This window comes from Pedobacter steynii (assembly GCF_001721645.1).
In the GTDB taxonomy this organism is placed as follows: Bacteria; Bacteroidota; Bacteroidia; order Sphingobacteriales; family Sphingobacteriaceae; genus Pedobacter; species Pedobacter steynii_A.
Genome location: NZ_CP017141.1, coordinates 3,621,221 through 3,637,458 on the forward strand (window position 1 = coordinate 3,621,221; position 16,238 = coordinate 3,637,458).

At 42.3% G+C, this 16,238-nt stretch carries 6 protein-coding genes; 5 read left to right on the forward strand and 1 reads right to left on the reverse strand.

The features are described 5' to 3' along the window. The first annotated feature begins 255 nt into the window (after positions 1–255). Genes BFS30_RS15195 through BFS30_RS15210 form a run of 4 tightly spaced genes read left to right on the forward strand, consistent with a single transcriptional unit; the run spans position 256 to position 8,106 of the window. Positions 256–3,876 carry a SusC/RagA family TonB-linked outer membrane protein gene (locus BFS30_RS15195; protein ID WP_167353147.1) on the forward strand — a complete coding sequence of 1,207 codons (3,621 nt, stop codon included), beginning with the start codon at positions 256–258 and terminating at the stop codon, positions 3,874–3,876. Positions 3,877–3,888: 12 nt separating this feature from the next. Continuing rightward, on the forward strand, positions 3,889–5,355 hold the full coding sequence (locus BFS30_RS15200; protein WP_069380071.1) for a RagB/SusD family nutrient uptake outer membrane protein: 1,467 nt from the start codon (positions 3,889–3,891) through the stop codon (positions 5,353–5,355). A 10-nt stretch (positions 5,356–5,365) separates the two neighbouring features. Then, positions 5,366–6,748, forward strand: coding sequence for a substrate import-associated zinc metallohydrolase lipoprotein (locus BFS30_RS15205; protein ID WP_069380072.1), 1,383 nt, complete (start codon positions 5,366–5,368; stop codon positions 6,746–6,748). Between the two features lie 11 nt (positions 6,749–6,759). Continuing rightward, positions 6,760–8,106, forward strand: coding sequence for a DUF4302 domain-containing protein (locus BFS30_RS15210; RefSeq protein WP_069380073.1), 1,347 nt, complete (start codon positions 6,760–6,762; stop codon positions 8,104–8,106). 100 nt (positions 8,107–8,206) lie between these two features. On the opposite strand, the gene BFS30_RS15215 is transcribed toward BFS30_RS15210, so the two are convergent. Then, the gene (locus tag BFS30_RS15215; RefSeq protein ID WP_069380074.1) at positions 8,207–8,476 is read right to left on the reverse strand and encodes a hypothetical protein; all 270 of its coding nucleotides are present in this window, start codon (positions 8,474–8,476) and stop codon (positions 8,207–8,209) included. A gap of 462 nt (positions 8,477–8,938) precedes the next feature. Between BFS30_RS15215 and BFS30_RS15220 the strand changes: the two genes are divergently transcribed. Next, entirely contained in the window at positions 8,939–16,210 is a 7,272-nt protein-coding gene (locus tag BFS30_RS15220) for a SpvB/TcaC N-terminal domain-containing protein (protein WP_069380075.1), read from the forward strand. Positions 16,211–16,238 lie beyond the last annotated feature (28 nt).

Below are 16,238 nucleotides of genomic sequence, written 5' to 3' on the forward strand. Positions count from 1 at the left end.
AATTTTAAACCTAACCAAACCAACTAAATGGAAAAAATCTACAGAGACGTCGGCCCCTAACCGCAACAGGGCTACCCTTATATAAAAACAGAAGCCCCGATGGCGATCGGAGCTCTGAAATGATTGGGTAGACCCTTTAACAATTCGAGTAAAACAGTTTAGTAAAAACCCAACCAAAACAAAAATATGAATAATATTATTCATTACACCCTGCTGTCCAAAAAACGGCAGGGGGGTAATCTCATTTGGCGAATTATGAAGTTAACCTTCGCTCTTTTATTCTCCGTACTGATGCAGGTAAGTGCTGCGGGGACAGCCCAAACGATTAATCTCAGGAAGAAAAATACAGCCCTTCCCCAAATCTTTGCCGATCTGGGAAAACAAAGTGGCTATGAATTCTTTTACAATGAACGTCTTCTTGAAAAAGCCAGTAAAGTAAATGTTGAAATCATAAACGGCACTTTAATCGAGGCTTTAAATTTATGCTTTAAAAACCAGCCCTTTTCTTATGAAATCATGGATAAAACCGTGGTCATAAAGGCCAAAGAAAAGTCTATACTGGAAAAGATTACAGACTATTTTGCAGTAGTTGAAGTCAAGGGACGGGTAACGGATGATGCCGGACAACCTATTCCGGGAGTAGTAGTGAAAGAAAAAGGAGGAAAACCCACTACTACAACCAATGGAAACGGAGAGTATCAGTTGAAAGTCGATGAATCTGCAACCCTTGTTTTTTCATTTTTAGGATTCAAAACTCAGGAAATCACGCTTGCCGGCAGAACTACACTCAACGTCCGGATGAAGGAGGATGTAGCGCAGCTAAAAGAAGTAACGATTTCTACAGGTTACCAAACGCTGGAGAAGAAAACCTTTACCGGTTCCTCTGCCCTGGTGAAAGCAGTTGATGCAGAACGTAGCGGTGTCCCTGACATCAGTCGTATGCTGGAAGGCCAGGTTGCCGGGGTTACCGTACAAAATGTCTCCGGGACTTTCGGTGCAGCGCCAAAAATCCGTGTAAGGGGGGCTACTTCTTTTTCGGGTGATAATAAACCGTTATGGGTAATAGATGGTATCATTCTGGAAGATGTTGTCAACATTTCGAATGAGGCTTTAACCACAGGTGATGCAAATACATTGATCGGCTCTTCTGTGGCAGGTTTGAACCCTGATGATATTGAAAGTTTTAATATTCTGAAAGATGCCGCTGCGACAGGTATGTATGGTGCAAGGGCCATGAATGGTGTCATTGTCGTGACTACAAAAAAAGGCCGGCAAACGCAGGGTACTCCTAAAATTAGCTATAGTGGAAACTATACCACTTATGCCAAACCCAGCTATACTGATTTTGATGTGCTGAATTCTGCAGATCAGATGGCGGTTATGATCGAGATGCAGAATAAAGGACATTATCAGATACCAGGTGCATCCAGGGGTAATTCCGGAGGGATCTTTTATAAAATGTATAACATGCTCTATGATTATAACGAGACCACAAAAACCTGGGCACTGAGAAATGATAATGCCAGTAAAATTGCATTCTTATCTAGATATGCCAATGCAAATACAGATTGGTTTGATGTGCTGTTTAAAAATTCTTTGCAGCAGGACCATTCGGTGAGCATCAATTCGGGTACGGAGAAATTTCAGACTTATGCTTCCACCTCCTTCCTTCGTGATAACGGACAAACCATCGGTAACAGTGTAGATCGTTTTACAGGAAATTATCGCGCCAATTTTAAGCTGAGCGACAAATTTAGCGGGGAGTTGCTGGCCAGTGGTTCGGTACGTAATCAGCGGGCCCCGGGAACAACGGTGCTGCAATCCGATCCTGTTTATGGTACTTACTATAGAGGTTTTGACATCAATCCATATAACTATGCATTATCTACCAGCCGCTTAATCACCCCTTATGATGAAAATGGTGATCTGGAATATTTCAGGCAAAACAGTGCCCCGTTTAATGTCCTCAACGAGTTAAACACAAATTATTTAAAATTGGGGATGATCGACTTTAAGGTGCAGGGAGGAATAAATTATAAAATACTTCCCAGCCTGACTTACTCGCTGGATGGTTCCTACCGGTTCACAAAAACTGAAAGCCAGATTTCTATTCTGAAAAATTCCAATATGGCTACCTCATTCAGAACGATTGATGATGCCACCTCGGCTGAGCAGAACCCAAATTTATACCTGGATCCGGATTTCCCAAATAGTTTAAGATTAAGCGTATTACCTGATGGTGGTTTTTATAAGATTACAGGAGATAATTTAAAAAGCTACTATTTCAGACAAAATCTGCAATTCAACAAGACGTTTAATAAAGACCATAACTTAAATGTTTTTGGTGCAATGGAAGTTCGGTATGCGGACAGACAAAATGAATACTTTGACGGAGCAGGTTATCAGTTTGAGAATGGGGGGCTGGTAAGTTCCAATTATTACTATTTTAAACAAGCTGCAGAAACAGGAAAACCCTACTTCGGGATGGGCTATGGCCTTGATCGTTACATTGCCTATTTTTCTAATGCTTCCTACACATTTAAAGAGAAATATACTTTAAAATTTTCCGCCCGACTGGATGGCTCAAACTTAATGGGGAAAAGTACGGTGGCCAGATGGTTGCCTACCTGGAACCTTTCCGGTAGCTGGAATATAGATGAAGAAAGTTTCTGGCCTAAAAATGACATCGTCAGTGCCGCGAAATTAAGGGCTTCTTATGGTTTGGTTGCCAGTATAGGAAATGCGACCAACTCATCGGCGGTATTTTATAATCAGATTGCCAGAAGACCCAATATTATTGATCAGGAAGTATTGACTTTCATTTCCAGCTTAGAGAATTCACAGCTTACCTGGGAGAAAACCAAGGATTTTAACATTGGTTTGGATGTAGCCATGCTTGGCGACCGCTTAAATTTAACTGTCGACTTTTATAAAAGAAATATTTACGACTTAATTGGTGGGATCAGGACTTCAGGAGTTGGCGGTCAGTATGAGAAAATTGCCAATTATGGAGGAATGAAAGCAAGCGGGATTGAGTTCGCAATCAGTGGTAAAGTAATAGACCATCAGGATTTTAAATGGAGAACCAATTTAAATTTCGGATACAATACCAATAAAGTAACCAGGTTGGAGGTTGCTCCGAATGTCTGGAGATCGATATCTGCTAATGGTGCTCCGGTTGAAGGTTACTCTCAAAGAAGTTTGTTTTCTGTACAATTTGCAGGATTAAATCATGATTACGGATATCCGACTTTTGTTGGGCCGGATGGTAAAGCGACTACCTATATCGGTTTGCAGGATGATGACCTGTCCTTTCTAAAATATGAGGGACCTGTTGATCCTACTTTTGCAGGCGGATTTTACAATCAGTTTTCTTATAAAGGTTTTGGCATCTCTGCGCTGTTTGGTTTTTCTGCAGGAAATTTCCTTCGCTTAAAACCAACTGTTCAAAGTGCATATAATGATTTAACTGCACTAAGCAGGGATGTATTGAACAGATGGGTAATGCCAGGAGACGAGAATTATACCAGTATTCCGGCAATATTAGACCCGCTTTCAGCAGCTAAAATAGTGGGCTCTGATGGTTCTACGGTAGATATCAGATATCCTTATAACGTATACAATTATTCAACAGAAAGAGTGGTAAAGGGGGATTACATTAAGTTGAGACAATTATCGCTTACTTATAGCATTCCTAAAAGCATCTATTCTAAGCTAAAAATGTCAAATGCACAATTATCCCTGGTTGGTAATAACATCTGGCTGCTTTATGCGGATAAACGTCTGAATGGACAAGACCCGGAATTCTATGCGTCTGGCGGTGTGGCGATGCCTGTTGCCAAGCAGTATACCTTATCATTAAAAGTTGGATTTTAATCAGAATAGATCATGAAATTAAATAGAATATCATTTATACTTTTAGGAGCAGTTCCAATCCTTTCTTTACTATCCTGTAAGAAATATTTAGACGAAGCTCCGGACAACAGGACGGAAATCAATTCCGTCGAAAAGGTAGCTCAGCTCGTGGCTACAGCTTATCCTAGCGCTGATTATTTAACCTTTGCTGAAGCTGCTTCTGATAATACCGAAGATAAAGGAGTAGGGATAGGAAGCACCGATGAAATGTTTGACCTGCCGTATGCATGGATAGACGTGATCGGAACAGGAACGAACTCTACTTCCAGCTATTGGAATGGATGTTATGAAGCAATTGCAGCTGCAAATCAGGCTTTGGAAGCAATAGAAAAAGAAAACCTGGGACCTTCAGTATTGCCCTATAAAGGAGAAGCATTGGTAGCCAGAGCTTATGCTCATTTTATGTTGACGATTCTGTTTGCAACTCCCTATGAACAGGGCGCTGCAAATGACGCTCCGGGAGTTCCTTACATTACAGCTCCGGAGACCAAAGTTATTGTACAATACAGCAGAGGTACTGTGAAATCTACCTATGAACAAATAGAAAAAGACCTGGAAGAAGGTTTGAAATTACTTTCTTCCGGCTCTGTCTATAAAGCACCAAAATTTCATTTTACACCAGCTGCGGCTCATGCTTTCGCTTCCCGTTTTTACTTATTTAAAGGAGAATGGCAAAAAGTGATCGATCATGCTACGCTAACGGTACCTGGTAATGACTTTGCGAGTAACCTGCGTCTGATTACCACTGCCTTGAAAGACATGACAGGAGAGGAATTTAATGCTGCGTTTAATTCCAGTGCGCAAAAATACAACCTGTTGTTGTCAAATACCTATTCTACCTATCATTATCAGTGGGGACCCAGACATGGATATGGCGCCAAACTGGTTAAAATGTTTACGACCCCTAATGTAACGGGTAAAATTTTAGGCAACAGGGTGGTGTCTTATGGGGTGCCTCAATACACTACCTATAAGCATAAAGGGTATTTCTTCAATACCGGACCCGGGATAGGTTTTCCTTATCTCACCACAGCCTCATTAACCGTGGATGAAACCCTGATGAACAGGGCCGAAGCTTACGCGGAATTGGGACAAAACGATCTGGCACTGAAAGATATCAATGACTTTTATAGCGTCAGAACGGATAACTATAACCCGATTAATGATGCGGTAACACTGGAGAAAATTAATAGCTTTTATGGGATTTCAGATCCTAAACAAGGGCTGATCAGAACCGTATTGGATGCCAAAAAGGCGGAATTTTTACAGGAAGGAATGAGGTGGTTTGATATCATTCGCCGGAAACTTACAGTAGTGCATAATAACTTCGATGCCACTGGTCTGGAAACCTTTTCTGAGCTTAAACATGGTGATAAACGAAGAATTTTTCAATTACCGAAAGAGGTTAAATTGTCTGGTATAGAATTAAACCCGAGATAGATTTAATATTATGAAAAATATATATAGATTTTTAATTTTTGCAGCGCTGGTTACTGCGATAACGTCCTGCCGGAAAGCGGAAAAACTTGATGTTGATTACAGTAGTTTTAACGCAGATCATCCGGAAACCAATACTGCGCTCGACCAATGGTTGAGAAAGAACTTTTTAGATGCCTATAACATCGATGTAGTGTACCGGTATAACAGGTATTATCACGGAAATACAGCTAATGTTACGCCAAATAACCTGGAGGATATTCAACCGACAATGGAAGCGGTGCTGGAAGGCTTCATCGCCCCATACAGAAAAATTGCAGGGGAAACATTTTCTAAAAAATACATTCCTAAAGAATTCGTCTTGTTTGGTTCCTACTCTTATGCTGATTCCAATGATCCCGGAGTAGCGGGGACTGCTGCTGCCGGCCGGAGAATCACATTATATGGGTTAAATGATTATGCTCCGCTTCCCGGAGGTGCCTTTTACTTCTGGGACAGACAAAGGATTATGCATCATGAGTTTGGACATATTCTGAACCAGATTATTCCTATTCCTACAGATTTTGAAAGCATTTCCAAAGGTTATTATAAACAGCCTTATAAGGATACCCCGATTGATTCTGCCCATAAAAATGGTTTTGTAACCAGTTATGCGAGTGGGGTATATACCGAGGATTATGCAGAATCAATCAGCTGGTTATTGATCAATGGGCAGGCATGGTATGACAACTGGGCCAATACAGCATCAGCAGCAGGAAAAAGAAGATTGATCCTGAAAGAGCAAAATGTGATCAATTATTTCAGTAGCCTGGGTATCAATTTCAAAGAATTACAGAAGGAGATGCAAATGTATATGAGGAATAAGCTGAATTTAAACGAATCCAAATTTCCTTTTTGGCTGAATGAAAAAATATATTCCTCAATGACGCTAAATCCGGAGTCTGCATCTTCGATCAAGTATGGCAACTCTGCTGCTTTTTTACAGGTTTACAACGCGGTAAAAACAGGGATCAGTGGTATGAATGGTTATGGCTTTAAGCTGAATTTTATAAAAATCAATTTTAGCTCGGCAACAAAGATGAACGTGGAGGTTAATTTTAGTCAGGGAACAAATACTTTTCTGGCGAATTATGCTTACGATATGGCAGTTAATCAGGCCACAGGGGAAGTTAAATTTACAACTGGTACACCTGAAGGAACTGGTCACCCATGGGTAGGTAATGCGAGTTTACTCAAACCTGCTGTACAGCCCTTGCTGGATTACCTGAGTAACCAGGTGTTTATTGCAGATTGGATACCAGTAACTGTTGATGCCGATAATTACATGAAATATGCTGGTTTTTCTGTTAAGGGTAGTCCGGCAAACTATTTCTATGGACCATTAGCTTTAAATTAACTGAAGACAAAATGAAAAGAATATTAGTTTTTATTGCACTCTTGTCTGTACTGATAAGTTGCAAAAAATCATCATACGTAGCTAAATTTGATAAGTTGCCGCAGGAGAGGGCAGGAGAGCAGATTGCAATGGTGTTAGATGTGTTAACATCTAACAAAAACGGCTGGATCGCGTCTTTACCAACAGGTGTGGGCGGAGGTTATGGTTTCTACGTGAATTTTGATAATGATCAGAATGTGGTGATGTACGGTGATATGACCGATCAAAGCGCTGCAGAAGTTAAAAAGTCTTATTTCCGGGTTAAACAAGACATGGGAACGGACTTGGTTTTTGATACCTATACCTATATTTCTATGCTAAACGATCCTGATGACAGTGTATTGGGAGGAGCAGGTAAAGTAGGTTTTAGCAGCGACGTAGAATTTATTTACGATCGATCTACAGCAGATAGCATCATTTTTATCGGAAAAAAATATCGTCAGCCATTTAAACTGGTAAAAGCTACTGCAGCCCAAAAGGCGGTCTATGAAGCTGGTGGTTATAAAACGGCTATCGACAAATTTAAAAGCTTTTTCAGTGTAAATCAGAATCCATACATCGAGCTGGGGTCTGGCGCTACAGCTCAAAAGGTCAGTGTCACGCCTAATATGACGAATAACCTCGACATCGGTAAACGAATTGACATGACGGGGGCTTCTGCGGATGGAAAGATTACATCCAACACGGAGAAATTTAGTTTTACCCTGGATGGTATCTCTATTCTCAATAACGGGCTGGTTTTTCAAGGGATAACGTTTGTTAAACTTAGATGGAAGGATGCGACCTCTTTAGTGGCAGTTGATGCTTCAGGAAAGGAATATGCAGTTAAAAATTCTATCGCTCCTTTAATTCCTCTTAATCAATTATGGGGTAGCAAGTATATCGGAATGCTTTCTGAATTTAAGACCATATATCCGGGTACTTCAGCCACTGGAACCGATATATTAAACTATTTCCATAATAACCTGGCACCTAGTCCGATTAATCCTTACAACTTTAATTATGGCCGAATCAACTTCGTTTGGAGTGTAGTAAATAAAAGGTTAACGATTAATGCGCATACCAGTCAAAGCGCAGGAGTGAACACCTGGGTGACTGCCTCGACCTACAATTATACCGTAGACAATCAAGGGGTGTATAAATTTACGCTTTTGTCTGCGCCTTCAGAAGGTTATGCAGGTAAAATGATTGCAAAGCTACACGACTTTATGCTAGCCAATCGTGTCACTTTTGACTATTATATTGATGGTGCAGTGGTGTACGGTAAAATGGCAAGCGTTGACGATCCTTCTATTGTAATGACATTTGTGTTGCAATAGAACTTAATTCATCCCAATCCCTAAATGCCTGGATAATTCAATTTGTTAATCAAATGATTATTCAGGCATTTTTTCTTTAGCAAAAATAAAAATGATCTGGTTAATACCTCCCATTCTTCTTTGCCCAATAGTCCAGGTATCTGGAAAAGGAGCTATAGTGATCCCGGATAAAGATTAGTTTATTTTCCTCAGTATCATCGTAATCTCCGCCCATTTCAAAATGGTAGGAGTTGATAATCCATTGTTCGGCCCCCCTTTCTTCTGAATGGATAACTTTCTCATGTATTTCACGAAATGCAATTGCTTTTATGGCTTCCAGAGCATTAATGTGCTCAGAATCGGAGCCGTCTTCATTTCCGGGGTTTTTCATATTCACACATTTGATTTCGCTAATATGGTGATAATATGGAAAATCATATGGTACAGAAGTGAAAATCAATAACCCGAATAATCCGCTTGAATCCAGTATAAACACCGGGCTGAATAAAATGAACGATTTTTTTAATCAATGAATTATTTGAACGGATAAAACAATTTTTCGCTGGAAATTCTTTTGCAAATTGGATTGGAATTAAAAATAGTTTATATGTTCGATTTAACGCTCTCTCAGGCACTCGACGTAAAATTTAAAGAAAGAGTAATCCATACCTTTCAATTTTTTGTCGAAAAAGCATCACCACCCAATTTCATATGGCTTGGTGGAAATCCATTTTTTATTACAAGCAATCGCTATTGGTATAGACCGATCCCTTAAGTAAAAGCCGCCACTGTTTCCAGCTATCATTAATTGATACCTATTTGAGTAGGCCTGGATAGGTTATGAAATAACATAATGAAATTTAACATGTTCGCGTCAGATAAAAGCACTTCAGAAAACACAAAAATCTCCCTGAAAGAAATTTCCTTCCCTAAAGGAGGAGGAGCAGCCCATGGCCTGGGCGATTCTTTTAAAGCCAATTTGTTCTCAGGAGCGGGAACGTACAGCATTCCTATGCCGCTTACCGAAGCCAGAGGTTTTGAACCACAGTTGAGCGTTGATTACAGTTCCGGTGCCGGCAACGGAATTTTTGGCCTCGGCTTTTCTTTGTCCCTATCAAAAATCTCCGTCAAGTCTAATAAGAGGATCCCTAAATATGACGGAACAGATCAGCATGAACTGGACGGAGCCATACTGGTGGTACAAAACAATACGTTGGCCATACCTAATCCACGCAAGGATAAATATAAGGAGCAGGATTGCCTGGTGACGATTTATATCACACAGATGGAAGGTTCTTTTTCACAAATTGAACACTGGCAGAACAGAGATACGGGATTGTCCTTCTGGAAAGTGATCTCCGCAGGCAATACCACCAGCTATTATGGTTTGACTACGCGGATAGCGAACCCGGATAACAAAAGCCAGATATTTGAATGGCTGATTGACAGTGCACTGGACAATAAGGGAAACCAGATCATTTACAATTATGTAGCAGAAAATGCAATCAATGTTCCTGATAACATATGTGAAGTCAATCGGAGCAATACGGCTAATCGTTATATCGATACCATACAATACGGTAACTATACCGATGCCGGTGGGGAGCTGAATTTCGCATTTGAAGTATGCTTTAACTATGGACAGCCTTCGATGCAGGCTCCTCAGCAAAGCTGGGTCTGCAGGCCTGATCCTTTTTCATTTTATAATAGCGGCTTTGAGATCAGAACCTATCGCTTATGTCAGTACATACAGATTGTTCATCATTTTCCTGATGAGCTGGGAGCACCATTGGTAGTCAAGGAAATTGCTTTTACCTATGAAAATATCCAACAATATACTCCTGTACAATTCCAGGGGATGTCTATGCTTACTGAGGTCAGCCTTAAAGGATTTAGAAAAGAACTGACTGAACCGCAATTATTGCCTCCTTTAAAATTTGGTTATTCTGGTTTTCGGCCGCCAATTACACCTGAATTTAGAATGCTCAGGATGGGGGAGGATACCATTCCAGGGTATTTTAAACCGACCCGTTTTTTACCGGTAGACCTGAATGGGGAAGGCTTGCCTGGTTTCCTGCTCAGCAATAATTTAATGAGCCTGTATATCGAGCCGCTTGGTAATGGTAAGTATGCATTGCCCCAACCCAATGCCAGTTTTCCTGTTTATCGGAATATACAGGAAAACGAATCCATTCTTACAGATCTCGATGGGAATGGACAGTTGGAACTGGTCGTCAATGTACCCGGAAATTCGGGGTTTTACCAACGAGCCCTGGAAGGTGGATGGAATAATTTTGTGCCCTTTGAGCAACATCCCAATGTGATCGCTGATCCGAAAATGGAGCTGGTGGACTTGTCTGCCAATGGTAAAAGTGATCTGCTGCTGGTAGAAACAAATAATCTCCAATATTATCCTTCGGACGGAAAAAAAGGATACAGCGCTGCACTAAATATCCCTGCTGAGGATGATTTTCCACTGATCAAGCCTCAATACGAACAGGAGCTGGTGACATTTTCCAGTCTGTTTGGCGACGGACTTTCGCATCGTGTGAAAATCAGCAGCGGCTCCGTAGAATGCTGGCCATGCCTCGGCTACGGGAAGTTTGGTGAAAAAGTGACCTTAGCCAATGCACCTGTATTCGACGGGAACTTTGATGTCAACCGACTTTTTTTAACGGATGTAGATGGCTCGGGTACTACTGATCTGGCTTATGTCTATCCTGACCGTGTGGAGCTGTTCCTGAACGAATCAGGGAATTCATTTTCAGATGCGGTGGTGATTAAGCTGCCTGAACTTTTTGACACCATAGATCAGATCAGCTTTGCCGATATCCTGGGAAATGGTACGGCCTGCCTGGTTTTTACGAAAATAGCAATCGCCCCAAGGCATTATTACTATAATTTTTCAGGTGAGTTTAAAATGCCAGACGGAAGCTTAAAGGAATCGCTAAAGCCTTATTTGCTAAATGAAATAGACAACAATATGGGCTCAGTAAGCTATATCAATTACTGCAGCTCCACTCAATTTTTTCTGGACGATAAACTAAGGGGAACTCCCTGGATAACCAAATTGCCTTTTCCAGTGCAGGTAGTAGAGGAAGTCATCCTTTATGAGCAGCTCAGCTCCTCAAAATATGTCTCTAAATACAAGTATCACGATGGATATTACAATCCGGATCAGAAGCAATTCCTGGGATTTGGTTTTGTGGAATCATGGGATACGGAAAGCTATGAAGAGTTTCAGGCAGGGTATTCAAATCCTGACTATCCAGCAACGGAGTTAAATCAGGAATTATTTGTCCCTCCGGTTTATACCAAATCCTGGTACCTGAATGGCGCCCCGATGCTGGAGTACGAGATGTTAATGGCAAAGTATAAAAAGGATTATTTTAACAAGGATACGGCTGCCTATAACTTTCCCAACAGTCATTTCTCGGCAGATATCTATACCAGTAATGAAAAAACCTTCCTGCAGGCCTATAAGGCACTTTCGTCTAGTATTTTGCGTACAGAGGTATATGCGCTGGATGGAACTCCTGAATCGGCTAATCCCTATACGGTTGAAGAATCGAACTACAGTTTACTACTGATCCAGTCGGCAGCAGAACAATCGCTTGCTGTATTTATGCTAAGCCCCCGCGAAAGCATTACTTATCATTATGAGCGTAATTATATGGATCCAAGGGTGGAACAGTATTTCGTGCTGGAAACGGATCCACTTTGCGGTCAGCCGCTGCGTTCCTGCATTGTCTATTTGCCAAGACGTGGCCAGCTCAATCAAACCTATCCGGAACAATATCTGGTAAAAAGCATCATTTCGACTGAACGGTATTACAATAGCCCGGATACCGATTTTACTATGCGTCTCCGGGGGATAAAATATGAAGAACAGGGCTTTAACCTGTTCGGCATTCAAAACCCCGTTTCCGGTTATTTTTCATTTGAGGATATCTTTATCAGCGTTCAGACGGCGCTCGGGAACATCATCCCTTATCTGACTAAGCCTTCTTCCGGATTGCAGGCAGGGCAGCTGAACAAGAGCAGCTTTTATTACTGCGATCCCGGAACCGGGGTTCTGCCTTTTGGTCAGGTATCGCCACAGGTGCTGTTACATCATATTGCTACAGCTGAATTTACCAATGACAACATCAGCAGCATGTTCGGACAGCGGCTTACCAAAGAGGCTATCGGACAATTGGGTGGATATGTATATGACTCTCAAAGTGCGTACTGGGAGAATCAGGGATTGATCCAGTCTTATCGTGATGCAACCGGATTTTACCTGCCATCCGGTACTGATTCCGTACTCAACACCAAAAGTACAGTTGCTTATGATGCCTATGATCTGGCAGTGATCAGCACCACTTCTTATATATCACCCACCGTGACCAATGTGGTAGAGGTCAGCATTGATTATCAGGCGATGGCAATAAAACAAATGGTAGACATAAACGGAAATGTGAGTCAGGCATTGTTTGACGCATTGGGCCAGGTGATCGTAACTGCACTGTTTGGAACAGAAAATGGCCAGCGGGCAGGGGATATACTTTTGTATCCATATGGAAGCCTGCAGGCAGAATATATTTTAAGAACCACAGCTCCTAATGGGCAGCCTATAGACTTCGATTCCGTAATCAAAGATGAGCAGAACATGGAATATTATCTGCAAGGCGCTGGCAGTTATTTTTATTACGACATCAATGCTTATGCGATTCGGAAACAACCCATAAACTCCATTCATCTTCAGCGCCGGAATTATGCAATTGGCCCGGCAGGGACAAATGATTTTTCTTGTCTGGCAGTCGTTACATATAACGATGGCCTGGGCCGTAATCTGGCCATTAAAACAAAGGTGGAACCAGAAGATACGATCTCCAGATGGTTGGTTTCGGGACGTAGCGTATACAACAATAAAGGAAAGGTCTGCGAAAGCTATTTACCGTATTTCAGCAGTACCCCATTATACCAGACACAAAAAGAAATCACCAGCTTATATCAGGTACCACCACCGGAAATCACGCAATATGACCCTTTACTGAGGGTAATCAGGATAGATACACCAAAAGGTTTTTTCTCAAAAGTAGAGTTTGACGCCTGGGAGCAGGTTCATTATGACGAAGATGATACCGTAAAAGACTCGGTGTATTATCAGAATTTCATGGCCAATTATCCGGTACAGCCAACAGCAGATCAAATTGAAGAGAAAAAAGCGCTGGAGATGGCCGCTGGTTTTTACAATACCCCAACCAGCTCAATAATAGATAATATCGGGAACGAGATCAGAACGATACAGGTACTGAACGATCAGCAAACCATCCGTCAGCTGATTACTTTTTATGCACTGGATATTCAGGGAAGGCGCTTAACAGAGATAGATCCCCGCCTTTATGCCAGCAATATAAATACAGGGACCAGCTATTATAATTTCAGGTACCAGTATGCCATGACTGCCGGAAACCCGATGCTGACAGATAGTGCTGATGCCGGGATAGAAAGGCATTTTAGTAATATTTTTGACAACCAGGTCTGGTCTTTGAGCCCCCGGGACTATTGTCAGGTGATCTATTATGATGGATTACAGCGACAAACAGAGCTGCTCGTTAAGAAAGTGCCGGGCACAGATCCCATCACCGGCTTTGACAACTTTAACCTGGTAGAAGTCTTCACCTATGGGGAAGACCCTGCGGCACCTACAAATGCCAACCTGCGCGGACAAATTTATATCCTCAAGGATCTGTCCGGTATCCTCACCAACGATGCTTATAGTATGCTGGGTAGTGTATTGGAAACGAACAGGCAAATGACCAGTGTTTACAAAACGGCCATTAACTGGCATGAGACCGTACCGCTGGATACGGGCAGTTGCACCAAAATTTTCAGTTATAATGCTTTGAACCTTTTGTTAACTGAAACCATTCAGGATCAGGATATAGTCTGGAATACCACCACTAATACCTATAACCAGGAAGGAATGTTGAATTCCATTGTCCTGACTACAAACAGTGTCAACACCACTATTATAGAAGATATTACCTATGATGCCAACCGGCAGCGGACACTGGTAAAATATGGAAACGGACTAAAAACTGCCTTTAGTTATGAAGCTTCCACGCTGAGGCTATTGCGTATTTTTAGCCAGACAGGCCTGTCACCTTCTCTGAAAGTGGTACAGGATATCGCCTATACCTATGATCCTGTTGGTAACATTACCTGCACCCGTGATTCTTCGATAGATGTGATCTTTAACAATAACCAGAAAGTAGATCCGGTTTCCCGCTACAATTACGATTCACTCTACTACCTCATTCAGGCCTCAGGAAGGCAACATCCTGGAATTACGGCCAATACCTATAAAAACAACACCACTGAGGGGAGCTTCATGCAATCAAAATTCAGTCAGACACCACTGAGCAATATACAGGCTATAGAAAACTACACAGAAAACTATGCCTATGATGACTCCGGAAACCTGATTAAGAAACAGCATCTCGCTGTTTCCTCCCCATGGACAGTGGAAACTCCGGTACTGGACAATTGCAACCGGCTGCAGGGACTCAGCTATGATGCCTCTGGTAACCAGCAGCAGCTGTCCATCAACAACGTGGTATCCCTCGTTTACAATTGCTGTGAAAATTTAGTTTCTGCGGCAGTGATCGAACGGCCGGCTGAAGCAAATGATGCGGATTATTATGTATATGACTTTCTGGAACAGCGAACGCGGAAAGTAAACGAATTGTACATCAATGCCGGTTCTTGCAATTATAAGGATACATTTTACTTCGGTAATTATGAAAGCCTCCACAGCGGAATTCAAAATGCGGATGGCACAAGAACCGTAACCATGAACAGACAATGCCTCCGCATTATGGACGATTCCAGATGTGTAGCCATCGTTTATCATTGGATTGCCGGAGGCCCCGCCGGCAATGAAATCCAGCCGGCACCAGATCAGCTGAGGTATCAGCTCGATAATAACCTCGGCTCTGTCGGCTTAGAGCTGGATGAACAGGGACTACTGATCAGTTATGAAGAGTTTTTTCCCTATGGAGGAACTTCATTTATCGCCGGACCTAACCAGGTTGATGTAGCTCTTAAAGTATACCGGTATTCTGGTAAGGAATGCGACAACAGTACGGGCCTTTACTATTATGGCAGACGCTATTATGTCTCCTGGCTCGGCAGGTGGCTTAATCCTGACCCTGCGGGTACGGTAGATGGGTTGAACCTGTTTGCTTTTGTAGGAGGGAATCCGGTAACAGACAGTGATGAGGATGGTTTAAAGAAAAAAGCGAAGGGGGCAGTGGCCATTGCAAATGAGAAAAGGCGTAAATATCTACACACCGTAGCCAAAGATACGGCTACATTTTCTGCTCCTCCGCCTGTTAGCAATACGCAAAGTGAACTGGTGGTGCATTCCTGGAATACGCAGAATAAAGACGGTCGGGCACTGGGATCGTATACGATGGAACGGCGTGGTCCGGATGTTTTACTGGTACAGGAGGCGGGAAGTGCCCCAAGGGGAGCGGTACCGAGTGCCCTTACTGGTGTCTCAACCGGTAGTGTAGTCGTGCAGAAAAAACAACGAGGTACGACCACAACAAAGAGTCAGACGGTGCACTATGCCCACGTGGAAACCGGAAGTAAAAACCTGATGATCTTATCCCTCTACAAGATTAAGGATGCACATCTGGTCCGGGCGGATGATGACGATAAAAGCTGGCGCTTCAGGCCCGCATTGGCTGCACAGGTGGAGGGCTTGAACCTGCTTAATATTCACCTGGTCTCAGGTGTACCTAAGCTGGCCGCAAAACACCTGGAAAGTGTGATGGACAGATCGGCCTCAACCTCTTCTACACTGCTTGCCGGGGATGCCAATCAGGATGCGGATACGTTTACCTCTTCTGCCAAAAAAAGGAAAAGGACCGAAATGGAAGTCTTTGCTGCTGATGCGCCCACACATAATGGGGGTGGGGCCCTTGATCATGGCGTACTCTTCCACACAGCAAAAAAGAAAAAGTTTACTGAAGGAGATTCAGATATATCCTTTGCCAAGGGGAGCGACCATAAAATACGCAAATACTATGTCGGCAGAAGGAAAAACGGAACCTGGGGTTGTAACAAATAATCATAAACAGATAAAACGGGAATTAAAC